Origin of the sequence: Hymenobacter terricola (genome assembly GCF_017921975.2) — a bacterium.
Classification (GTDB): domain Bacteria; phylum Bacteroidota; class Bacteroidia; order Cytophagales; family Hymenobacteraceae; genus Hymenobacter; species Hymenobacter terricola.
Map to the genome: position 1 here is coordinate 22,676 of NZ_JAGEMO020000085.1, position 24,420 is coordinate 47,095.

The window sequence follows — 24,420 nt, forward strand, 5'->3', positions numbered from 1 at the left end:
CTAGTTACTTGCCCTGGAGCCATTCCACCACATCGGCCGGCAGGCCCGGCCCAAAGCGTGGGCTTAGTCCGGCGGGCACCAGCAAATCGGCGCCGGTCGTGCGGTACGTGCGCACCATGTTGCTGCCCCGGCGCCCCAGGGCATTGCGCAGCCCCGCTGCCCGCTGGAGCCCGCCCGCCCCGCCGTACAAGCCCAGAATGGGCAGCTTGCGCTTCTGCAACGCCTGAAATGCCGTTCGGGCCGCTGGGTCAACCTCCGCGTTTTGCGCAATAACAAAGGCCACGCGGGGGCCACCCGCGCCGGCAAGCAGCTGCGCCAGGGCCCCCGCCCGCAGCCCCGCAGCCCAGGCTCCGATATTGGCCGTATCGGCCCCGGCGGTGCTGTGCAGCAGCCGCAGCGCCGTTTGCAGGCGCGGAGCTTCGGCCGGGGCGGTGGCCGAATCCGCCGCCGGCAACAGCAGCACGATGAGGCCCTCCCGCGCCAGCGCATCGGCCCACAGCGCGGCCGTGGGCGCGGTTTCAGCGTCGGGCAGCAGGGCCAGCGCGGCCCCCGGCGTGCTGGTATCGGCCGGGGCAAACAGCCAGGCCGAGCCGGCGGCCTGCGGCACTTCTTCTACCCGGTAGGCGCTGGGCGTGGGGGCGCCGCGCTTCACCAGCAGGACCGGAATTTTGGTAGAATCCAGGGCGAGGCTGCCCCGCCAGAAGTCGCCGTCCAGCGTCAGGGTGAGGACCTGGCCGGGCCGGGCCGGGCGGGTGAGGCGCAGCTGGTTGTTGCTGAAAAAAATGGTATCGGCCACGAAGCTGAGCGCCCCTGCGGTCGGCACTGTGAATTCGGCCTCGTAGTGCCCGGGACTGGGGTGGCGGATGTCGAGCGCGGCGCGCAATTCCGGCTGCCCGCCCGCGCTGATGCTGCCCTCATAATGCCCCACGGGGGGCGTAGCGGCGGCCTGGGCCAGCTCCTGCTGCGGCTGGCAGGCCGGCAAAGCCAGCCCCAGGCTGAATGCCGTTAGCCCCAGGGCCCAACTTTTGAAGCAGTTGCGGTCAATCATCGGGCGCATCAAGGCGAGCATAGGCATCTCCAAAAGTAGGCTGTTTAGCGCCCCACCAGGCCCTTGCGCAAAATCAGGTCGGTTTGCACGTCCTGGCCCAGCCGGAATTCGTGCTGGCCGATTTCGCGGAAGCCAAATCGCTGGTAGAAGGCGCGGGCCCGGTCGTTCTTTTCCCACACGCCCAGCACCACTGCCGGGCAGTGCAGCTGCTCGGCCAGGGCCAGAATGCCGCGCATCAGCGCCGCGCCCAGGCCGGTGCCCTGCCAGTCGTCGCGCACGTACAGCCGCTCAATTTCCAATCGGCCCGCCGCCTCCTGGCCTTCGGGCAGGCCCAGGGCCGAGTTGTCGCGCAGCTTGGCATAGCCCACCAGCTCGTTCTGCATATGCGCCAGCAGGAAGGTGTTTTCGCGGTCCTGCAGCTCGGCGAGCTGGATGTCGGGGCCAAAGTTTTCGGCCAGATAGGCCGCCATATCCGCCGCAGTATTGGTGGCGGCGAAGGTATCCTGAAACGTTCGGCGGCCGAGGTCGGCCAGTTGGGCGGCGGTAGCGGTGTTGGCCTTGGCCAGCGAAATACGCAGGGGAGATGACATAGGGCAAAGGTAGCGCCCGCCGATTTACAGTATTTCGTCGGCGTTAGGATTCCGCGCCTCGCCGTTGCCCCGCCGCATGCGCAGCCCCCAGCGCATCAGCAGCCCGCTGGCCAGCAGCCCCACCAGATTCACGGACAGCAGCAGAGCCGATGGGCTTTGGGCCCCGTTCATGTTCCAGCTATACACCCCCACCGCCACTTTAAGGAGCAGGCCGAGGCCAAGTAGGCCCCCGCTCAGCATGAGCAGCAGGCCCACCAAACGGCGCGTAGCAGGAGGAAGGGGAGGAGTAGCCATAATGTCCCCGCTCATACGACGCGACCAAAGCCGGGGTTGGACTGCCATCGCCCATTCGTTGCTAATCCGGTTATTTGACGTAATTTCGCCTCACCAAAATATTCCTGCGAGAGTAGCTCAGTTGGTAGAGCATCAGCTTCCCAAGCTGAGGGTCGCGAGTTCGAACCTCGTTTCTCGCTCATTGAATCTGAACCAGTTCCCTTTTAGGTAGCTGGTTCTTTTTATAGCTGGTTTACTGGATTGGTTTACCTGCGGTCAATCGCCGCCCCGGTTCACTGGTCTGGTGGTATATTATAGCGATGGGAGCTACAGGCGGCGTCTGAGGGCGAGTACGGCGCTGTTTAACTCGCCGTCGGCGCGGCGCACCACCAGGGTGAGGCGGCGGCCGGCGGCCACCCGCAGCTGGTCGCCAAGTTGGGAAAGGGTGAGGCTGGCGACGGGAATGAAGTTGATGAAGAGCAGCTCGTCGTTGACCCGTAAGCCGGCTTCGGCGGCGGGCGAGTCGGCCTGCACCAACGTAATCTGGTACCGGCGAAAATCGGCCCCCACGGCTTCCACTTCCATTCCGGACATGTCCTGCTCGAAGGGGTGGCGGTAGAACGGGCCCGGCCGGAGCAGCAGCCGGTTGTGCGGGTAATCGATAACGGAGACGAAGCGGTTGAGCGCCTCGTAGCCCAGGCTGCCGTTGCGGAAGCCGTCGAAAGCCTGGTTCGGGGCCCGGCCGGTATCGGGAAATGAGGTAATGAGCGAATGCAGCGAGTACCGCCCCAATTCGATGGTGGCCGTGCGGCCCAGGTAGCCCGTAATATCGCCGCTCAGGCCCCGCCCCAGCGGTGCCCGAATGCTTGGAACCGGGAAGCCCAGCGCCGGATTCGAGTCCACGTCCAGCGACATGGAATGGCCGGCCCCCGTGTCGAGCAGCAGCCGCAGGGTGGTGGTGGCCGAATCCCGCGTGGTGACGCGGGTGGTCAGGTAGGGCTTGCCTAAGTTCAGAGCCAGGGGCAGGGCCGTCCAGCGCCGGCCCGTAGGGGCCCGAAACCGGGCCGGGTCGAATAACACCAGCCGCGATTCGACCGGGTCGATGCGCACCACGAAACTGCGAAACACGTCGGCCCCCAGAATGCCGTGGATGGGCATGCCCACGTAATTAGAGAAATTCAGCCCGTTGGGCCCCAGGAGCAGAAACGAGATAGCCGGCCCCTCCACGCCGGGCAGGGTCACCCGCACACCGTCTACCTGGTAGGCCGTAATGGCTTCGCCGCCGCCCGTGCCCGCCACGCGGTACGGCCGGCCCGGCGTGAGGTGCAGGGAGGACTGCAGGTCGGTATCCAGCAGCAGCGACATGTTCACGCCGGTGTCCAGCACGAAGTTGTAGGGCCCCTGCCCGTTCAGCCGGGCGCTGATGATAATCAGGTTGCGCTGGGCCTGGTAGGGGAGGCTCACTTGCCGCTGCTGGGGGGACAGCAGGTGAAACGGCGCCACCGGCTGGGCGGTGGCCGAAGCCAAAGAGCCCAGCAAGCCCAGCACTGGCGCGATAACCAGCCTTTTCCACTCCTGCCGACGACTCCAAAGCGTGCGCATGGTCTGGTGAGCTTAATCTGCAATGCCGGCGTCGCCGCCCACCGTGGCAGTGTGTTTTTGCGGCTCGTATTCGCTTGGTAGGAGGGAAGCGCCGTGGCGGCCGTACCTACCGCAAATCACAATGGGCAGCACCACCCGGCAGCGCCGGTTTTTTTCAGGGGTCCGGACGCGTGGTTATTTACAAAAATATATCTTTACTGGACTGGTTAAATAGACCAGCTTTGCTATTTCAGCTAGTCCACCATGCTGCCCTTCGCCTCCCTTCTGCTGGTAGACCGCCGGCTCGCCACGCCGGTCTACCAGCAGCTTGCTGCCGGCATCGTGCGCCAGATTCAGTCGGGCCGGCTGCCCCCCGGCACCCGCATGCCCAGCACCCGCCGGCTGAGCCAGGAGCTGGGCCTGCATCGGCAAACCTTGGTGATGGCCTACGCCGAGCTGCAGGCCCAGGGGTGGCTGGAAAGCATCCCGCGTCGCGGCTACTTCGTGGCCACCCACCTGCCCGTGGTCACGCCCCATGCGCTGGCGGCTATTGTGCCCGCTCATGTCTATCCCGCCCACACCGGCTTTGCTTTCACCGCCGAAATTCCCCTCCCCCAATCACCGGCCCAGGCCCACCAGTTTCCGCTGGCCTTCGACGATGGGTTTCCGGATGTGCGCCTGGCGCCGGTGGGGCTGCTGGCCCGCGCCTACCGCAGCGTGGCCCGCCGGGCATCTTCCCGGCGGCACCTGTATTATGGCCCGGGCCAGGGCACCGAGCACCTGCGCAAAGTGCTGGCCGAAGAGCTGCGCGCCACGCGGGGCCTGCGCATCACGGCCGATAATATCCTCATCACGCGGGGCAGCCAGATGGGCATCTGCCTCACGGCCCAGCTGTTGCTGCGGCCGGGCGATGCCGTGGTGGTGGGCCAAACCAGCTACTACGTGGCCGATGCCGCGTTTCGGGCCACCGGGGCGCAGCTGCTGCGCGTGCCGGTTGATGCGCACGGGCTGGACGTGAATGCCGTGCAGACGCTCTGCCAGCAGCAGCCCATCCGGCTGCTGTACGTGACGCCGCACCACCACCATCCCACCACCGTTACGCTGCGGGCCGACCGCCGCCTGCAGCTGCTGCAGCTGGCCGCCACCCATCGGTTTGCGGTGCTGGAAGATGATTACGACTACGATTTTCACTACGCCAGCTCGCCTATCCTGCCGCTGGCCAGCGCCGATGCTGCCGGCAGCGTGGTGTACGTCGGCTCGCTCAGCAAAAGCCTGGCCCCCAGCATCCGCGTGGGCTACCTGGTGGCCCCGCCCGGCTTTGTGCAGGCCGCCACGCGCCTGCGCCGCCTGGTCGACATTCAGGGCGACAGTATTCTGGAAGAAGCCATTGCCGAGCTGTATCGGAATGGCGACATCAGGCGCTACCTGCGCAAGGCGGTGCGCGCCTATGAGGCCCGCCGCGATTTGCTCTGCGAGCTGCTGCATAGCCAATTGGGGGGGCGCGTCAGCTTCCAGAAACCGAACGGGGGCTTGGCGGTCTGGGTCCGGTTTGCGCCGCCGCTGTCGCTGCCGGCCGTTGCAGCGCGCGCCCGCCAGCTCGGCCTGTATGTGAACGACGGCAGCTTTTACGACGCGGGCCGCGCACCGCAAAATGCCCTGCGGCTCGGCTTTGCCTCGCTGAACGAGACGGAGCTGCGCGAGGCAGTGCGGGTGCTGGCCCAGGCTGTGGCTGAGGCCTGAACCCGGGGAGGCCGCGGCAAATAAGGACGCAATGCGGTAGCTGGTGCCAGCGCATTTCAGGCTCCTGCTACTGTGCCCAAGCGGCGATTTTACGCTGTTTGCGAGCGATATACTGCCGTTGCTGGCGGAAGCGGTGAACCCTGAATAGCCCCTTTCTATTAAATTATGCCTACTTTTCAACGCAAGCAATTTCTTAAATATTCGGCGAATTCAATAGAGGCCGAGGATTAGCAGGTGCGGTGCTATTCAGAGTTTTATGATTCGGCGTGCTATCAAGCCGCGGCATGAAGCACGGACATTGAATTAAGGCGTACTCAATGAATCATACACTTGTCTACCATTGGTTTACCCGCCAGGCAATGCTGCTGCTGCTCGCGGTGCCAATCCTGTTGCTGATGGGCAGCTGTGCGCGGCCAGTGCCGGAGCGAACCTACCGCATTGGGTTTTCGCAGTGCACGATGGGCGATGACTGGCGCCGCGCCATGCTGGCCGGCATGGAAAAGGAGCTGAGTTTTCATCCCAATGTGCAGTTTCAGATGCTGGACGCCCACAACGACAGCGACTTGCAACGGCGGCAGGTGCAGCAGTTGATTCGGGAGCGGGTGGACTTGCTCATTATTTCGCCCAACCAATCGGGGCCCCTCACGGCCCTCACCGAAACCGCTTACAACCAAGGCATTCCGGTGGTTATTCTGGACCGGCGCACCACCTCCCGCCTGTATACGGCTTACGTGGGGGGCAACAATGCGGAAGTGGGCCGCGCGGCCGGCCACTACGCCGCCCAGCTGTTGCACCAGCGGGGCCAGGTCCTCGAAATTCTGGGCCGGCCTGGCTCTTCGCCCGCCACCGACCGCGCGCTGGGCTTTGCCCAAACCCTGGCCGCCTACCCGCAGCTGCGCCTGGTGGCGCAGGTGGCCGCCGACTGGCAACCGGCGTCGGTGCTGCGGCAGCTGCCCGCCGTGCTGCGCGCCCACCCCGATACGGACTTGATTTTTGCGCACAACGACCCCATGGCGCGCGCTGCCTACCAGGTGGTGCAGCAGCTGGGGCTGCCCCACCACGTTCGCATCATTGGCGTAGATGGGCTGGCGGGGCCCGGCAATGGCCTGGAGCTGGTGGCCGACGGGGCGCTGAACGCCACCATGCTCTACCCCACGGGCGGCGAAGAAGCCATCCGGACGGCGCTGCGCATTCTGCGCCACGAGCCCTATGCCAAGGAAAACGTGCTGGGCACGATGGTTATCGACTCGACCAACGTGGGCCCGGTGACCATCCAGACCGAGCGGCTGGCCGAGCAGCAGCGCGACCTGCGGCGCCAACAGCAGCGCCTGCGCACCCAGATGCACCGCTACGCCAACCAACAAACGGCAGTGTACCTGCTGCTGGCCAGCCTGCTGGGGGCCGTGTTGCTGGGCGCGCTGGCCGAGCGGTCGGCGCGGCTCAACCGCCGCATCCGGCAGCGGCTGGAGGAGCAGAATGCCGAAATCAGCACCCAGCGCAACCGGATTGAGCAGCTGGCGGAAGCCGCGCGCTACTCAGCCGAAGAGGCCAACCGGTCGTCGGAAGCCAAGCTGCGCTTTTTTACCAATTTCTCGCACGAGCTGCGCACGCCCCTCACCCTCATTCTGGGGCCGGTGGAAGAAATTCTGACCGACGGGGCCGACCTCACGGCCGGGCAGCGGCAGGACCTGCAGCTGGTGCGCCGCAACGCCCAGCGGCTGCTGCAGCTGGTGAATCAGCTCATGGATTTTCGTAAAATCGACGTGGGCAAAATGGCTGTGCGGGCCACGGAGGGCAACCTGGTCGACTTCGTGCGCGAGCTGATGGACGTGTTCGAAAAAACGGCCCGCCGGCGCAGCATCAAGTTCCGGTTTTTGCCCGCCGAGCCCGTTATCCAGCTCTGGTTCGATGGCGAAATTCTGGACAAAGTGTTTTTCAACCTCTTGTCCAATGCGTTCAAATACACGCCCGACGGCGGGCAGATTACCGTGAGCCTGCAGCGCGGACCCGCCGGCACCGTGCGGGTGAGCGTGGAAGACACCGGCCGGGGCATTGCCGAAGCCGACCAGCCGCACGTACTGGAATGGTTTTACCAGGGCAGCCAGCCGTCGGCCAACGGCTCGGGGCTGGGGCTGGCGCTGGCCGAGGGCCTGACCCGGTTGCACGAGGGCAGCCTCACGTTTCGCAGCCAGCCCGGCCAGGGCAGCACGTTTGAGGTCACGCTGCCGCTGGCCCGGCCCGCCACCTTCCTCGACGCCGAACCGGACCGCCTCCTGGCGCCTGCCGCGGTGCTCCTGCCCGACGACGACGCCGACCCCACCCAGGACGCCGCCCCTGCCCGCACCGATGCCACCGCCCTGGTGGTGGAAGACAACGAGGAGGTGCGCAACTTTCTGGCCCAGAAGCTGCAGCCTTATTTCCAGGTGAGCACGGCCGCCGACGGCGCCACCGGCCTGCGCCTGGCCAGCGATACCATCCCCGACGTGATTGTGTGCGACGTGAACCTGCCCGAGCTGAGCGGCCTGGAAGTGGTGGCCCAGCTGCGCGCCGATTGGCGCACCTCCCACATTCCTGTGGTGCTGCTCACGGCCCGCAGCGCCCCCGAAGAGCAGGTGGCCGGCGTGCAGGCCGGCGCCGACCTCTACCTCACCAAGCCCTTCAACCCCACTTTTCTGGTGGAGAGCCTGCGCACGCTGCTGCGCAACCGCGACCAGCAGCGCGAGCATTTCCGGCGCGAGCTGAGCGTGGACACCGCCACCGTGGCACCGCTGCGCGTGGACCAGAAATTCCTGGCCGACCTCACCGCCATCATCGAGGCCAACCTCGACCAGCCCACCCTGAGCGTGGACGACGTGGCCCGCAGCCTGGGCGTGTCGCACATGCAGCTCTACCGCAAGGTGAAAGCCCTGCTCGGCACCGGCGTCACGGACTACATCCAGAGCCTGCGCCTCACCAAGGCCCGGCTGCTGCTGCTGCAGGAAGGCAGCACCATTGCCGAAATCGCCTACCTCACGGGCTTCTCCTCGCCTTCGTACTTCTCCACCGCCTTCAAGGGCAAGTACCACGTGTCGCCCTCCGAGTACAAGGCCCTGCACACGCCCAGCCGGCCCTGAAATATTTTTGCAAGTCGGGTCTGATAAGCAAAAGCCGGTCGGCTGCCGGCCGGCTGATAAAAAAGTTTTTCCGTTGATTGATAAGCAGTTGTGCCGATTGCTCGGTCTTGTCGGAATTCTATAAGGATTTGAAAGAAACGAGCAGGCCTTGGCGGCCGCGAAGCCGGACTTTTGGGAAAACGGTTTCGTAGCCATTCTCCCTATGGTGCAGCGCAAAGTCCTTTTCTGGTCCATCGTTACCGCCCTGGGCGGTTTTCTGTTCGGCTTCGACACCGCCGTTATCTCGGGGGCCGAAAAAGCCTTGCAGCAGCTCTGGCACCTGAGCCCGGTAGCGCACGGCTTCACCATTTCCATTGCCCTCATCGGCACGGTGCTCGGGGCCGTCTTCGGCGGCATTCCTTCCGATGCGCTGGGCCGCCGGCAAACGCTGCGCTGGATTGCGGTGCTCTACCTGGTGTCGGCGGTAGGCGCGGCGCTGGCCCCGGCCTGGGTGCCGTTTCTGGTGTTCCGCTTTTTGGGCGGGCTGGGGGTGGGGGCCTCCTCGGTGACGGCGCCCCTCTACATTTCGGAGATTTCGCCGGCCCGCTCGCGGGGCAAGCTGGTGGGCTTGTTTCAGTTCAACATCGTCTTCGGCATCCTCGTCGCCTACCTTTCCAACTACCTGCTGGCGGGCGTGGGCCACGAGCCCTGGCGGCTGATGCTGGGCGTGCAGGCCGTGCCGGCCCTGGGCTTCCTGCTGTTCCTGTTCCAGGTGCCCGAAAGCCCGCGCTGGCTGCTGCTGCACGGCCGCATTGAGGAGGGCAGCGAAGTCCTGCGCATCATCGGCCCCGATACGGTGGACGCCGACGTGGCCGCCATTCTCACCAGCCAGGCCAGCGCGGGGCAGCACAGCGAGTCGCTCTGGAGCGCGCAGTACCGCACCCCGGTGCTGCTGGCCATGGCCTTCGCCTTCTTCAATCAGGTGTCGGGCATCAACGCCATCATCTACTACGCCCCGCGCATTTTCGAGATGACCGGGCTGGGGCAGGGGGCGGCGCTGCTGTCATCGGCGGGAATCGGGCTGGTTAATTTCTGCTTCACCCTGCTGGGGGTCAATGTTATCGACCGGTTTGGGCGGCGCGTGCTCATGTTCGTTGGCTCAGTGGGGCTCATTGCCACGCTGGGGCTGGTGGCGCGGGCGTTCTACACGCAGCAGTTTGGCGGCATGCTGGTGCCGGTGCTGCTGTTCATCTACATCGCCTTTTTTGCTTTCTCGCAGGGCGCGGTCATCTGGGTTTTTATCTCCGAGATTTTTCCCAACGCCGTGCGGGCCAAGGGCCAGGCGCTGGGCTCCAGCACGCATTGGGTGATGGCCACGGTCATTGCCTTCACCTTTCCCTGGTTTGCGGAGCATCTGGGCGGGGGCAACACGTTCGCCTTTTTCTGCGCCATGATGGTGCTCCAGCTGCTCTTCGTGTGGCGCTTCATGCCCGAAACCAAAGGCACCAGCCTGGAGCAAGTCGAAAAAACGCTGGTTTTTCATTGAGTAGTTATTCAAAATTAAACGGGCTGTCAGTTGCCCGTTATTGATTGTTAGCCAAGCTGTTGGTAAAGCACTAACAACCAAAAACGAATACCTGGCAACTCTATAACTAACCCCCTCACCCCATGGCCATTGCCTGTTTCGGAGAAATGCTCTGGGATGTGCTGCCCACCGGCAAGCAACCCGGCGGCGCGCCGCTCAACGTGGCGGTGCACCTGCGCAACTTTGGGCTCGAGGCCGAGCTCATCAGCCGCGTGGGCCACGACGATTTGGGGGCGGAGCTGCTGGCTTTCGTGGCGGGCAAAGGCCTGAGCACGCAGTACGTGCAGCGCGGCGAAACCCACCTGACGGGCGTGGTGAAAGCCAACGTGAGCAACACCAACGAAGTGACTTACAAGATAGTCCAGCCCGTGGCCTGGGACTACATCCACTACGAACCCGCCCTGAGCGACCTGATACAGGGGGCCGAAGCCTTCGTCTTTGGCAGCTTAGCTGCCCGCAGTCCGGTGAGCCGCGAAACCTTGTACCGCCTGCTGCAACAGGCACCGCGCAAGGTCTTTGACGTGAACCTTCGGCCCCCGCATTACTCCCGCGACGTGGTGCAGTACCTGCTCCGCCACGCCGACATCGTGAAGCTGAACCACCACGAGCTGGCCGAAATCATGAGCTGGTTCGGGGCCAGCCCGGCCGAAGAAACGGCCCTGGAATGGCTGGCCGCCCGCTTCCAGCTGCAAGCCGTGTGCGTGACCAAGGGCGCCGACGGGGCCGCCCTCTGGACCGGCGGGCGGCTCTACTGCAGTCCCGGCCGCGCGGTGGCGGTGCAGGACACCATCGGCAGCGGCGATGCTTTTCTGGCGGCCCTGCTCCGGGGCTGGCTGGCCGGGCAGCCACCGGACCACACCCTGGCTTTTGCCTGCGCGGCGGGCTCGCTGGTGGCCACTTTCCAGGGCGCCACGCCGGCCATCTCCGAAACCATGGTGCAGGAGCTGGCCACCGCAGCTCCCGGATAGCCGCCTTCATTACCACTTTTCTGCCCCTTCGCCAAACCGGCTCAACCCCATGACTACCTGCCGAATTTCTGCCCTGCTGCTTTCCCTGGCCCTGGCGCTTGCCACGGCCTGTGGGCAGTCGCAGTCCGAAAAAAAGCAGCCGGAAAAGCAACAGCCGAAGGCCACGGCCGCACCCGCCAAAAAGCCCGACTGGTGGAAAGAAACCGTGGTGTACCAGATTTATCCGCGCAGCTTCCAGGACAGCAACGGCGACGGTGTGGGCGACCTGAAGGGCATTGCCTCCCGCCTCGACTACCTCAAGAGCCTGGGCGTGGGCACGGTCTGGCTGAATCCCATCTACGCCTCGCCCAACGACGACAACGGCTACGACATTTCGGACTACCGCCAAATCATGCCCGAGTTCGGCACCATGCAGGACTTCGATGCGCTGCTGAAAGGCCTGCACCGGCGCGGCATCAAGCTGGTGATGGACCTGGTGGTGAACCACAGCTCCGATGAGCACGAGTGGTTTAAGTCGGCGCGGGCCTCGCGCACCAGCCCCTACCGCGACTATTACTACTGGTGGCCCGCCGAGAAAGGCACGCCCCCGGCCCGGTACAGCATCTTCGATGTGAAGCACAACGCCTGGCAGTACGACTCGCTCACGAAGGCCTACTACCTGCACTACTTCTCCCGCAAGCAGCCCGACCTGAACTGGAACAACCCCAAGCTGCGCCAGGAAGCGTATGGCCTGATGCGCTTCTGGCTGGACAAAGGCATCGACGGCTTCCGGATGGATGCTTTCCAGTTTGTGGCCAAAGACCCCGCCTTCCCGCCCATGCCGGGCCTCACGGAGCGCAACTTCACCAACGCCTATAACCACGGCCCGCACCTGCACGACTACCTCCAGGAGATGAACCGCGAGGTGCTGAGCAAATACAACATCATGACCGTGGCCGAAGGCGCCGGCCGCAACCCCGCCGAGGCCATGCTCTTCGTGGACCCCGCCCGCCAGGAACTGAACATGACCTACCATTTTGAGGGCACGGGCGTAGGCAGCGGCTCCAAAACCTATAAGCTGACCGATTTGAAGCGCGTGTTTACGAAGTGGGACAGTGCTTTTGCCCAAAAAGGCTGGCAGGCCCTCGACCTCGGCAACCACGACCAACCGCGCATGGTGAGCAAGTTCGGCGATGACCGGCCCGCGTTCCGGGCGGCTTCGGCCAAGTTGCTCAACACCTTCCCGCTCACCATGCGCGGCACGCCCTACTGCTACAACGGCGACGAGCTGGGCATGACCAACATCAACTTCACCAGCATTGCCGATTACCGCGACGTGGCCGCCCGCAACGGCTACCAGCTGGTGAAAGCGCAGGGCGGCAGCCTCCCGGCCTACCTCAAAGGCCTGGAGCGCTTCTCGCGCGACAACAGCCGCACGCCCTTCCAGTGGGACGCCACGGCCCGGGCCGGCTTCAGCACCGGCACGCCCTGGCTGAAAGTCAACCCCAATTACCTGTCCATCAATGAAGCGGCCGAGGCCAAAGACTCCACCTCCGTGCTCAACCATTTCCGCAAGGCTACGCGGCTGCGCCGGCAGCACCCGGTGCTGGTGCACGGCCAGTACCAGCTGCTGGACGCGGCCAACCCGCACATCTACGCCTACACCCGCACCCTAGGCCCCGAGAAAGTGCTGGTAGTGCTCAACTTCTCGGCCGAACCGCGCCGCTGGACAGTACCTTCAGGCCTGAAAACCAGTAATAAACTGTGGCTTAACAATTACGCTGCCCTCCAGGCCGGTAGTCCGGCGCTAACGCTTCAACCCTGGCAGGCACTGGTGCTCCCGCTGCAATAACGCGGCGGGCACTTTTTTGCTAACTGATTCTCACCCAACGCTGCAATGAATGAATAGACCCATATCCCACCGCCGCTCGCTCCAGAATCGTTTGCAGGAATCGTTTCCGGAAACCTTTCAACCCCTTTACTGCTTAAAATGCCACTTAAAAATTTCCCACCATTTCACTTTTCAACCATGAGGAACAACGTGTACACACGGTACAATCCGTATGAGCTTGCGCTGCTGACCGCCCCGGCGGGCCGCGGCCCAACAATGCGCCTGAAGCTGTTGCTGCTAGGGGTTTTGTTTATTCTGTTCCCGCTGCTGAGCCAGGCGCAGGCCAACCGGCCCATTTCCGGCAAGGTGACGGACGAAACGGGCATGGGCTTGCCCGGCGTCACGGTAATCGTGCCGGGCACCACCGTCGGCACCAGCAGCGGTGCCGACGGTGCCTTCCAACTCGATGTGCCGGCTTCGGCCACCAAGCTGTCTTTTTCGTTTGTGGGCTATTCCACGCAGGTAGTCGATATTACCGACAAGTCCACGGCGTCGGTAGCCCTAAAGACCGATGCTCAAAGCTTGAACGAAGTAGTGGTAGTGGGCTACGGCACGGCCCGTAAGCAAGACCTGACCGGGGCAGTGTCCGTCATCGGCGAAAAGGATTTCAACAAGGGCACATACACTTCGCCCGACCAACTTATCCAAGGCCGCGTGTCTGGGGTGCAGGTGGGCAACAATAGCGGGCAGCCTGGTGGCCCCGCAACCATAAAAATTCGGGGCAACTCGGCCGTGACGGGTACCGGCCAGCCGCTCTACGTGGTGGATGGTGTGCCGCTCGATGGCCGCTCGGCCCGGCCGGGCCAGGTGGCGGCTAACGAAGCTGGTGATGGTTCCGACAGCAACCCGCTGAACTTCCTCAACCCAACTGACATTGAGTCGGTGACCGTTTTGAAAGATGCCTCTGCCACGGCCATCTACGGGTCGCGGGCAGCTTATGGGGTTGTTCTGATTAGCACGAAGCGGGGCAAAACGGGTGCCCCCCGGCTGGACATCGGGGCCTCAACCGGCTTTTCAACCATCTTGCGTCGGCAGAAGATGCTTAATGCTGGCCAGTTCCGGCAAGCGCTGGTTTACTATGGACTGCCCAACAGCGGGCCCGGCAGCTACGACCGGGGCACTGACACTGACGCGCTGGGGGCTATCACGCGAACAGGCCAACTGCAAAACTACAACGTGGCCATGAGCGGTGGCGGCGAAAACGGCCGCTACCGCCTCTCGCTGGGTTACCTCAACCAGGACGGCATTGTTCGCAAAACCGGGTTCAAGAAATACAGTGCCAACTTTTCCACCAACCTGGAGTTCCTCGAAAGCAAGAAGCTCGGCGTGGATGTGAACATCGTCACCAGCCAGTTTCAGGAGAACTTGGCTCCCATCACCACCACCGCTGGCTCGCAGGGTAGCCTCATCGGCCAGGCGTTGCAGTGGAACCCGACTGATTCGCTTCGCAAAGCCGACGGTTCGCTGAATATTAAACAGGGCGAACTCATCAACCCCCTCGCATATCAGGAGCTATACAATGACGAAGCCCGGGTGTCCACCATTCTGGCCAGCGTATCACCACACTATAAAATCACCGACTGGCTGGAAGCACGGGTGCTGTACAGCATCAACTACAGCACCGGCGAGCGCCGCACGTCCACCGGACAAGCCCTTATCAACTTCGATGATGTAAAGGGCAAGGGACTTGCCGGTATTAGCAACAACCAGTTGAGCACTCAGCAAATTGCGAATACGCTGAATTTCAACAAAAAAATCACTCCAGACCTCAACCTGAACGCGCTGTTGGGCTACGAGTACACCACGTTCTCTAACTTAGGCTCGAACATCAAGGCATACGGCAATCCCGCCAATGGCCAGAACGGCTTTGGCGACTTCGGGCTGGATTACACGAATTACATTCAGTATTCCAGCAACGGTTCCCGCTTTGTAACTTCCTTCAAAGACCCTTTCACGGCGTTGCAGTCCATCTTTGGTCGGGCTATTCTCAACTATAAGGACCGCTACCTACTCACGGGTACGTTGCGCCGCGACCAAAGCAGCAAGTTCGGCCCCGAAAACCGGGTGGGCTATTTCCCTTCTTTTGCCGCGGCCTGGGACGTAAGCCAGGAAGAATTCCTGAAGGGGAACAAGTCGCTGACGCAGCTTAAAGTCCGGGCAGGCTATGGCCGCACCGGCAACCAGGAGTTCCCAGCCGGCTCGGCACAAGAGCGGTACTCATTCGACAATAATGGCCTCGCCCAGACACCGCTTAACGCCGCGAGCCCAGGCTTGAAATGGCAGTCGGATACGCAGTACAACGCTGGGGTTGACCTGGGGTTCTTTGACAACCGACTGACGGCCACGGTTGACTACTTCTATAAGACGACCACTGACCTGTTGTTTCCCACTACCCCCGGAGAGCCCAGGCCGTCGAATGCCGCTCTCAAGTGGGAAAACCTCAAGGGCGAGGTCGTAAACAAGGGCGTAGAAGTTGCACTCGGGACTACGATTTTGAACAGTGAGAAGGTTGGGTTGGGCTTTAACGCAAACGCCACTTTCATTCGCAACAACGTTTCCGGCCTGCCGGGTGCTCCCATCCCTACCGGATTGATTACCGGCCAAGGGTTATCCGGGGCATTGGTTGAAACCATTCGGAATGGTTTACCCATCAATGCTTTTTATCTGCCGGAGTACCGGGGCCTCGACGAAAAAGGGCTACCGAATCCGTTCGGACCGGCATTCTACGCTGGCAGCCCCAACCCCAAAACCCTGCTTGGTTTCAGCGCTAACGCCCACTACAGCAAGCTCTCACTCGTAGCTAACATGACCGGGGTGTTTGGTCAACTGATTTATAACAACACCCTCAACGCGGTGGGTGCTATCGGGGGCATTAACGCCAGGAAGAACATTGCGCTGGTAACATTTGAGAATCCCGTTAAGGAATCGACTGGCAGCGCGACGGCCGCCTCGTCACGTTACCTGGAGAAGGGCAACTACCTAAAAATGTCGAACGTGACGCTGTCGTACGCAATTGGCGACCTGGGCAAGGTGTTCAAGGGAGCCAGCATCTACGCCACGGGCCAGAACCTATTCGTAATTACGAACTACACGGGGGCTGACCCGGAAATCAATACCATCAAAACGCGCGCCAATAGCGTCCCCTCGGTCGGCATTGATTACACGGCCTATCCGAGTGCCCGCACCTTTACATTCGGCCTCAATCTCTCCTTGTAACCCAATAGACCTTATCAGCCATGAAGAAAAATAGTATTGTCCGCATCGCGGCCACTTTAGCCTTGCTACAGGTAGCCAACAGCTGCCAGCTAACCGAGGACATTAATGGAAACTTGCTCAAGGACCAGATTCCTAGCGGCAACCCGTCGGCGCTGCTCACGGGGGTGTACAATTCCATGCGTGACCCCATTCAGGGTAGTGTGAACGTTTTTGCCTTGGAGGAAGTCTCGACCGATGAGCGGATTATGCCCACCCGCGGACCAGACTGGGACGACAACGGCAAGTGGCGCCAGCTTTACTTGCACAACTGGGACTCCAACAACGAGCAAATCCGCAACACCTTCACCGGGCTTAACGGCATTACCTATGCCGCCACCGACTTGCTGCGGTTTGGCCCAACCACGCAGCAGGCCGCAGAAGCCCGGTTCATCCGCGCCTGGGGCATGTTCTGGTTGCTGGACATGTTCGACCAGGTGCTGTACCGCGACCCCGGTGAGGAACTGAGCAAGCCGGCCCGGTTGCGGAAAGGCACGGAGGCGCTGAACTACATCGTGAGCGAAATACTGGCCGTGCAAAGAGACTTGCCCATCGGCCCGGCGGGCAAAGCCAACCAAGACGCCGCTCGCGTCTTGCTGATGAAGTGCTACCTGAACAAGGGGGCCTATGCCAACCGCAAAACGCCAACTTTCGACGTGGCTGACATGAACTCGGTTATCAGGCTGGCGGACGAAATCATCACCAGCAATAGGTATTCCTTCACGCCCGACTACTTCGACAACTTCGCGCCCAACAACACCGCCATCGGGAGAGAGAACATCTTCACCCAGGAAAATACCTACGGTGACGGCGGTGACGTGCGCTCCTATTGGAAGTTCGTTTCGCACTACAACTTGTTTCCCGTCAATGGCTATAACGGCCCGGCCACCACTGGCGACTTTTTTGATAAGTTTGAGGCGACCGATAAACGGCGGGGCGAAGCCTATCCCAGTAGCTCTCCCAACGCCGTCAATACGGGCAGGCACGTCAATGTGGGCTTTCTTGCCGGCCAGCAGTACAACCTCAAAGACGAGACGGCCCTCAAAGACCGGGGAGGCAATCCGCTGGTCTTTACTAAAGACGTCAATATATTTGAAGTAGGCGCGGACCTGGAAGTAAAGGGGATTCGCCCTTTGAAATACCCGGTGGATTACGTCAGCGAAGACAAAGGCGGCAACGGCGCGGAGAACGACCACGTGAGTTTTCGGCTGGCCGATGTGCTGCTGATGAAGGCCGAGGCCATCCTGCGGGGCGGCACGGCCACCAGCGTGAGCACCTACGGTACTACGCCCCTGGCCATCGTCAACTACATCCGTACCTTGCCCTCGCGGGGAGCCAGTGTATTGCCCACGCTTACGCTGGACATTCTGCTCGACGAGCGCGGCCGCGAACTGTACAACGAGGAGTGGCGCCGACAGGACCTGATTCGGTTCGGCAAGTTCCTGCTGCCCCGCAAAGACAAGCCCCAGAGTGCCGATAAGTACCTGCTCTTTACTATTCCGCAGACGCAGGTGGATGTGAACCCGAACATCACCCAAAACCCGGGGTTCTAAGCCGGTGCGCTGTCGCGCTTGCCCACTGTAATGGAAATAATGAAATAGGGTAAGCCAACGCTTACCCTATTTCATTTCATGTTATTCTTCCTCCCCATATGTTACTTATTCGACCTGGAAAGCTGCGTGCATTTTTGAGTGCGTTGGTGCTTTTCATTGTAACTGGCCAGCTACCCGCCGCCGCCCAAACGCCCGACCCCTGGCGCATCAGCGCCGACAAGGTGGACCCCGGCAACTACTACGGCGTGACGGTGGCCAACGGCGTCATGGGCATTGTGTCGTCGCCGGAGCCGTTCAAGGTGAAGAACGTGGTGCTGGCCGGGGCCTACGACCAGTACGGCCGGGGCCGGGTGAGCAACTTTCTCAACAGCATCAACCTGCTGAATATGTACCTGGAAATCGACGGCCGCCGCCTGGGGGCCGCCGATGTGAGCCATTACCAGCAGGAACTGGACATGCAGAAAGCCGCCCTCACCACCACGTTTGACTACGCCGACAAGGCCACCATCCGCTACACGTACTACGCGCTGCGCCACCTACCTTTCACGGTGCTGATGGACGTGTCCATCGTGGCGAAAAAAGACCTGTCCCTGACGGCCGCCAGCGTGATGGACACGCCCGACGCCCTGCGCGACGTGCAGAACTACTACAACGAAATCGACCGGCCGCACGCCACCGTGCGCCTGCTCACGTCCTCGGCCCGGAGCCCGACGGGCAAGCTGCTGCTGTGCGCCTCCACCACGTTTCTGTTCACGGAAGCCCACGGGCAGGAGCCGCGCGTGATTCACGAAATGTGGGACAACAACGAGCATCTGATGAAATTTAGCAAGGCGCTGAAAGCCGGGGAGACGTATGGCTACGCCGTGGCGGGCTCGGCCAGCAGCACGGCCCACCACCCCGACCCGCTGAACGAGGCCGAGCGCATGACCATCTTCGCCCGCCTCGAAGGCCGCGACCGCCTGCTGGCCTTCCACCAGAAAGCCTGGCAGGACTTGTGGCAGAGCGACATCCAGATTGCCGGCGATGCCCAGGCCCAGCAGGACGTGCACAGCATGCTCTACCACCTCTACAGCTTCTCGCGGGCCGGCACCGACTTTTCGCCTTCGCCCATGGGCCTGTCGGGCCTGGGCTACAACGGCCACGTTTTCTGGGATACCGACCTGTGGATGTTTCCGGTGCTGGCCGTGCTGCACCCGGAAATCGCCAAGTCCCTGGTCGAATACCGCTTCCGGCGGCTGGAGCCGGCCCGGCGCAACGCCTTCGCCCACGGCTACCAGGGCGCCATGTATCCGTGGGAAAGCGCCGACTCGGGGGTGGAAGAAACGCCGGTGTGGGCCCTGAGCGGCCCGTTTGAGCACCACATTTCGGCCTGCGTGGCCCTGGCCGCCTGGCAATACTACTGCGTGACCCAGGACAAGGAGTGGCTGCGCGAGAAAGGCTGGCCCATGCTTTCGGCCACCGCCGACTTCTGGGCCAGCCGGGTGGAGCGCACCGGCCCCGGCCACTACGACATCAAAAACGTGGTGGCTTCTGATGAGTGGGCCGAAAACGTGGACAACGACGCCTTCACCAACGCCGCCGCCCGGGTCAACCTGCAAAATGCCGCCGCCGCCGCCCGGCTGCTGGGCCTGCGCGCCAACCCCGACTGGGCTCTGGTGGCCCAGAACATTCCCATCCTGAAAATGCCCGACGGTGTGACCCAGGAGCACGCCAGCTACCACGGCGAAGGCATCAAACAGGGCGATGTGAACCTGCTGGCCTACCCGCTCGGCGTCATCACCGACCCGGCCCAAATCAAAAAAGACCTCGCCTACTACGAAACCCGCGTGCCCACGGAAGGCACTCCGGCCATGACGCAGGCCATTTTTGCCCTGCTCTACGCCCGTCTGGGCGACGGGGCCAAGGCCCGGCACTTTTTCCAGGATGCCTACGTGCCCAACCTGCTGCCCCCATTCCGCGTCATCGCCGAAACCAAGGGCGGCACCAACCCCTACTTCGCCACCGGCGCGGGCGGCGTGCTGCAAGCCGTGCTCATGGGTTTCGGCGGGCTCGACATCACCCCCGCCGGCATCGCGCAGCGCAAAACTACCCTGCCCACCGGCTGGCAGTCGGTGAAAATAACGGGCGTGGGCCCGCAGCACCGCACCTATTCCGTCGGCCGATAAACAAATCCACTCTACCAAAACAGCTTCTGTATGAGTAATCTGCACACTGGGTTTGGCCGCTGCGGCGGTAAGTTTTCAACTCTGGTTTTGCTGGCTTTGCTGGGAGGCCAAACCGCCACAGCCCAGGCCCCCGCGCCGCAGCTGGGCAAAGCCTCGCTAAAGGAAATCCTGGCCGCTCTCACCACCGAAGAAAAGGTGAAGCTGGTGGTGGGCATGGGCTTCTACCCCTCCGGCTTCCCCGAAGGCGTGCTGCCGCCCGGCAACCCCGGCGACCGGGCAGTGCCCGAGAAAGTGCCCGGCGCGGCCGGTCGCACCCACGCCATTCCGCGCCTGGGCATCCCCTCGCTCACGCTTTCCGACGGCCCGGCGGGCGTGCGCATCGACCCCATTCGCGGCGGCGACAGCACCAAAACCTACTACGCCACCGCCTTCCCCGTGGCCACGCTGCTGGCCTCAAGCTGGGACACCGCCCTGGTGCACAAGGTGGGCGTGGCGTTTGGCGGCGAGGTCCGGGCATTTGGCATCGACGTGCTGCTGGCGCCGGGCCTGAACATCCACCGCAACCCCTTGGGTGGGCGCAACTTCGAATATTATTCCGAAGACCCCGTGGTGGCCGGCAATATGGCGGCGGCCTTCGTCAACGGCATCGAATCGAACGGCGTGGGCACCAGCATCAAGCACTTCGCGGTGAACAACCAGGAATTCAACCGCATGAAGCTGAACTCGCAGGTGAGCGAGCGGGCCCTGCGGGAAATCTACTTGAAAGGCTTTCAGATTGCAGTGCGCAAGTCGCAGCCCTGGACCGTGATGTCGTCCTACAACCTCGTAAACGGCACCTACACCTCCGAAAGCCCCGACCTGCTCACCACCTTGCTGCGGCAGGAGTGGGGCTTCAAGGGCCTGGTAATGACCGACTGGTACGGCGGCCATAACGCCGTGGCCCAGCTCCAGGCCGGCAACGACCTGCTCATGCCCGGTACTCTGGTGCAAACCCAGGCCCTGCTGGCGGCGGCCCAAAGCGGCCAGCTCACCCCCGCCCAGCTCGACGCCAACGTGACCCGCGTGCTGGAGCTAGTGCTCAAGTCGCCCACCTTCAAAGGCGCTGCCTACACCAGCCGCCCCGCCCTGCCCGCCGATGCCGCCGTGGCCCGCCAGGCCGCCGCCGAAAGCATGGTGCTGCTGCGCAACGAGGCCCAGGCGCTGCCGCTGGCCGCCGGCCAGAAGCTGGCCCTGTTCGGCAACACGTCCTACAACCCGATTGCCGGGGGCACCGGCAGCGGCAACGTCAACCGCGCCTACACTATTTCCATCGAGCAGGGGCTGGGCAAAGCCGGCTTCACCATCAGCACGCCCATCAGCCAGGCCTACACCCAATATCTGCGGGCCGAAAAAGCCAAGCTGCCCAAAGCCAGAAGCTTCTTCGACCCCGTCCCGGTCATCACCGAAATGGCCCCCGATGCTACCGTGCTGCAACAGCAGGCCCAGGCCGCCGATGTGGCCGTGGTGACCCTGGGGCGGAGCGCCGGCGAGGGCGGCGACCGCAAAGTAGCCGATGATTTCACCCTCACCGCTGCCGAGCAGGCGTTGCTTCAACAGGTGGCCACGGCCTTCCATGCCCAGGGCAAGAAAGTGGTGGTGGTGCTGAACGTGGGCGGCGTAATTGAAACCGCCGGCTGGCGCGGTCAGGCCGATGCCATCCTGCTGGCCTGGCAGCCCGGCCAGGAGGGCGGCTACGCGGTGGCCGACGTGCTCAGTGGCCAGGTCAACCCCTCGGGCAAGCTGGCCACCACCTTCCCCGTGGCCTACACCGATATTCCCTACAGCCAGGATTTTCCGGGCCGGGTGCGGCCGGGCGTGGCCCCGGCGGCCAGTGCGCTGGGCGGCCAGGAGTCGGAAAATGCCTATGCCGAAGGTATTTACGTGGGTTACCGCTACTTTAATACCTTCCACAAGCAGCCGGCCTATCCGTTTGGCCACGGCCTGAGCTACACCACCTTTGCCTATAGGCCATTGAAGCTCAGCGCGCCCACGCTCAACGGCCGGCTCACGGCCACGCTTGCCGTCACCAATACCGGCAAAACGGCGGGCCGTGAAGTCGTGCAGCTCTACGTGAGCGCGCCCAAGGGCAAGCTCGCCAAACCCCAAAGCGAATTGAAAGCCTTTGCCAAAACCGCCCTGCTCGCTCCCGGTCAGTCGCAGATGCTCACCTTCGTTCTCACGACTGCCGACCTGGCTTCCTACAACACCGCCGCCACGGCCTGGGTGGCCGACGCCGGTACCTACACTGTGCTGGCCGCCGCCTCGTCGCTCGATGTGAAACAGCGCGCCACTTTCCAGGTCGGTAAAGCCGTGGTCACCGCCAAAAGCCGCCACTTGCTGGTTCCGCAGGCCCCGCTGGCAGAACTACAGCCCCAGGCAGCAAAATAACGCACCGGTTTGGGCCGACAGTCCTTGCTTACCAAGCCCAATGGTTTTGGGTAATAGGCACCTCTCAGAAAACGAAAAACACAGCACGTCAAGCGATGATAAACAATGGTTTGGACTGGAGTTCTTTACGTGTTGCAAACGGCCGTTTGCTAAATGTAAAAGACTGTTTCCTCATTTGCGGAACCTGAATTTACGGAGTAGCCACTTCTAACAAGGCTTGTTTCATCGCAGGGCCTCCACTGGTGTAGCGTGTTACCCAAGCCGTTACCGCCGCTTCGCTCAAGCCACTTTGGCGTAAGCTACGCAGCAGGAAAGCGTAGTCGGTGTGCGGGACAGGTGATTGCACCACCGTGCGCAACCAGCGCCACGTTTGCTTCTCGCCAATCTGGCGCTCTAAGGCCAGTAGTTGGAGGGGGGCGATTACGTAGCGATACATACCCGAAATTTCGTCGGCTTGCTTGACCGCGCTCAGCCCCGGTAAATCACCGGTTTGCAGCAGGTTGCGGCGGTAGTCTGCCAGCTTTTTGCGGTAGAGCTTGGCACTTAAGCGGTGCTGCACCGCTTTCAGGCCCACGTATTCGGTGGCCCCCTCTGAGAAGAACCAGCGCAACTCGGCATTGGGCTGCACGAGCGCGCCGAAATAGTAGTGCCCGAACTCATGGCAGAGAAACGGCAACAGGGTGGAATCGGCCAGCGTTTCGCCGCGAAACAAAGAGCTAAAATCCTGCTGCCACCCCACGCTGGCCACGGTGGGAAAGGTGACGAACAACCAGCCGTTGCGTTTGGAAACGGGCGTCGCGTGCAAGAAAGTGAGCGCCTGCCGGTAGGGAATGCCCAACTGGTGTTCGTAGTACGTCCGGATGCTGGCCACGAAGCCCTCGAAGGTTGCGGCTTGGCCCGGGGTAAGGTGGGAGTTTAGCAGCCAGTCGGCCCCGAGGCGCTGCGTCGCGTAGTTGCCGGCGAACAGCACCAAGGGAACCGGGACTTGGGAAACCAAGCGCTGCTGGGGACCCGGCACGGGGGCGCTGCCGGTGAGGTAGAGGGTTTGGCAGTCGGCGCACGTGACCTGTATATCGTAGGTGTAGGCGTTGAGCTGCTGGTCGTGGGAACGGTCGTAGAGCACGGGGTACCACGCGGTCTGTTCCGTGCCGCGCACGGTTTGGCCATTGAAGGCCAGGCGCCCCTTGTAGTCGTCGCGCCGGGGCGATTGGCTGGAGTCGGCTTGCACGGGATACCCCCCGGTGTAGCGGACGCGCAGCGTGCGGGGCCAGGGAAGTGACCGGCCGCGCTCATCGATGCGCTGGTATTGCCAGGCTTCCTCCGTGGTATCCGGTGCGAACCGACGGGTGTACTCGAACACATGCTGCCCCGTCGAATCCCGAAAGCTTTCCACGTTGAGCCCGGTGTGCAGCCAAATGCGCCCGTCGGCCAGCGTCGGCACGTGACTCACCAGCAGGTCGGCGGCAATCGTACCATGTTGCACCGAGAGGGTTAGGGTGCCGCCTAAGTGTAGGGAGGGGATATTTCCGGCGGGTTTGGCCCCCTGCGCAAGGGTCGATAATCCGCTACAAAGGGTTAGAAGAATGACCAGATGAGTGCGAAGAGCTTGCATAGAGTGGGGAAAGATAAGTCGATTACCACCAAACCCGGTAAGTGTTACACGACCCCGCCACTTTTTTTACCTCGCCAAGGCAAGCTGACCCACCAAGCAAAACAGGTGGCCACGATACTTGGAGCACTTTGCTGCTAAGCATTGCCCAGCTAAGGTTTTGAACAGGCAATGGATAAGGAAAAAGCCTGTTTTTATTAATGGAAACTCAGACACTAAAAACCACCATTTTTCCAAGAATGAGATTATAACGCAGGTTATCCTATGTTCACCTGCCCGCCGTAATCCTATGTTCACCTGCCCGCCGTAATTTGGGTTAACGAGAAGGAAAAGGAAGGAATAAGATTCTCGTCTTATGGGGCTTCGAGCCCGTTTAACATGACAATCCCCTCCCTTTTCTAGGGCCACTTTGGACAGTTCCATGAGGCGCCAGAGCCTGTATCAGGATAGCGAAAGACTCCCTAGAAGTCCTTTTTTGCGGTTTTCTCACTCTTTAGCCCTTCCCCATGGATGCTTCGCTTTCTTTTCCCGTCGTCGGCATTGACGTGAGCAAGGCCACGCTGGCCGTGTGCTACCTGCACGACGAGCAGTTGCAACACGTAGAAGTGGGCAACACCCCAGCCGGGTTTCAGCAGCTGGTGCAGGCCTGTGGGCACCATTGCCGGTT

General features: G+C 62.4%; 14 protein-coding genes and 1 tRNA gene. 10 read left to right on the forward strand and 5 right to left on the reverse strand.

The window, feature by feature from the left end:
* Window positions 1–4 precede the first annotated feature (4 nt).
* The 3 genes from J4G38_RS24475 to J4G38_RS24485 are packed head-to-tail and all read right to left on the reverse strand — an operon-like array spanning window position 5 to window position 1,947.
* On the reverse strand, window positions 5–1,069 hold the full coding sequence (locus tag J4G38_RS24475; protein ID WP_210519958.1) for a hypothetical protein: 1,065 nt from the start codon (window positions 1,067–1,069) through the stop codon (window positions 5–7).
* 23 nt (window positions 1,070–1,092) lie between these two features.
* A complete protein-coding gene (locus J4G38_RS24480; RefSeq protein WP_210519955.1) occupies window positions 1,093–1,638 on the reverse strand; it encodes a GNAT family N-acetyltransferase in 546 nt (181 codons plus the stop codon).
* 24 nt (window positions 1,639–1,662) lie between these two features.
* Window positions 1,663–1,947, reverse strand: a complete 285-nt coding sequence (locus J4G38_RS24485) for a hypothetical protein (RefSeq protein WP_226163806.1) — start codon at window positions 1,945–1,947, stop codon at window positions 1,663–1,665.
* Between the two features lie 91 nt (window positions 1,948–2,038).
* Here J4G38_RS24485 and J4G38_RS24490 point away from each other — a divergent pair.
* Window positions 2,039–2,111 (forward strand) — tRNA-Gly (locus J4G38_RS24490).
* A gap of 127 nt (window positions 2,112–2,238) precedes the next feature.
* On the opposite strand, the gene J4G38_RS24495 is transcribed toward J4G38_RS24490, so the two are convergent.
* Window positions 2,239–3,513 (reverse strand): aspartyl protease family protein, encoded by a 1,275-nt coding sequence (locus J4G38_RS24495; protein WP_210519951.1) that lies wholly within the window; start codon window positions 3,511–3,513, stop codon window positions 2,239–2,241.
* Window positions 3,514–3,756: 243 nt separating this feature from the next.
* Here J4G38_RS24495 and pdxR point away from each other — a divergent pair, with 243 nt between their 5' ends.
* The 9 genes from pdxR (at window position 3,757) to J4G38_RS24540 (ending at window position 22,144) form a co-directional block, all read left to right on the forward strand.
* Window positions 3,757–5,232 carry a MocR-like pyridoxine biosynthesis transcription factor PdxR gene (gene pdxR / locus J4G38_RS24500; protein WP_210519949.1) on the forward strand — a complete coding sequence of 492 codons (1,476 nt, stop codon included), beginning with the start codon at window positions 3,757–3,759 and terminating at the stop codon, window positions 5,230–5,232.
* Between the two features lie 317 nt (window positions 5,233–5,549).
* Window positions 5,550–8,345 carry a hybrid sensor histidine kinase/response regulator transcription factor gene (locus J4G38_RS24505; RefSeq protein WP_210519947.1) on the forward strand — a complete coding sequence of 932 codons (2,796 nt, stop codon included), beginning with the start codon at window positions 5,550–5,552 and terminating at the stop codon, window positions 8,343–8,345.
* 202 nt (window positions 8,346–8,547) lie between these two features.
* Window positions 8,548–9,870, forward strand: coding sequence for a sugar porter family MFS transporter (locus tag J4G38_RS24510; RefSeq protein ID WP_210519945.1), 1,323 nt, complete (start codon window positions 8,548–8,550; stop codon window positions 9,868–9,870).
* Window positions 9,871–9,992: 122 nt separating this feature from the next.
* Complete coding sequence (locus J4G38_RS24515) at window positions 9,993–10,877, forward strand: carbohydrate kinase family protein (protein WP_226163808.1); 885 nt, start codon at window positions 9,993–9,995, stop codon at window positions 10,875–10,877.
* Between the two features lie 49 nt (window positions 10,878–10,926).
* Window positions 10,927–12,708 (forward strand): glycoside hydrolase family 13 protein, encoded by a 1,782-nt coding sequence (locus tag J4G38_RS24520; RefSeq protein ID WP_210519943.1) that lies wholly within the window; start codon window positions 10,927–10,929, stop codon window positions 12,706–12,708.
* A 177-nt stretch (window positions 12,709–12,885) separates the two neighbouring features.
* A complete protein-coding gene (locus tag J4G38_RS24525) occupies window positions 12,886–15,963 on the forward strand; it encodes a SusC/RagA family TonB-linked outer membrane protein (protein WP_210519941.1) in 3,078 nt (1,025 codons plus the stop codon).
* 20 nt (window positions 15,964–15,983) lie between these two features.
* Window positions 15,984–17,552 carry a RagB/SusD family nutrient uptake outer membrane protein gene (locus J4G38_RS24530; RefSeq protein ID WP_210519939.1) on the forward strand — a complete coding sequence of 523 codons (1,569 nt, stop codon included), beginning with the start codon at window positions 15,984–15,986 and terminating at the stop codon, window positions 17,550–17,552.
* Window positions 17,553–17,698: 146 nt separating this feature from the next.
* Window positions 17,699–19,717, forward strand: a complete 2,019-nt coding sequence (locus tag J4G38_RS24535) for a glycoside hydrolase family 65 protein (protein ID WP_226163810.1) — start codon at window positions 17,699–17,701, stop codon at window positions 19,715–19,717.
* Between the two features lie 30 nt (window positions 19,718–19,747).
* The gene (locus tag J4G38_RS24540) at window positions 19,748–22,144 is read left to right on the forward strand and encodes a glycoside hydrolase family 3 C-terminal domain-containing protein (protein ID WP_210519935.1); all 2,397 of its coding nucleotides are present in this window, start codon (window positions 19,748–19,750) and stop codon (window positions 22,142–22,144) included.
* A 190-nt stretch (window positions 22,145–22,334) separates the two neighbouring features.
* On the opposite strand, the gene J4G38_RS24545 is transcribed toward J4G38_RS24540, so the two are convergent.
* Window positions 22,335–23,627, reverse strand: coding sequence for a M1 aminopeptidase family protein (locus tag J4G38_RS24545; protein ID WP_210519933.1), 1,293 nt, complete (start codon window positions 23,625–23,627; stop codon window positions 22,335–22,337).
* Window positions 23,628–24,420: the final 793 nt, after the last annotated feature.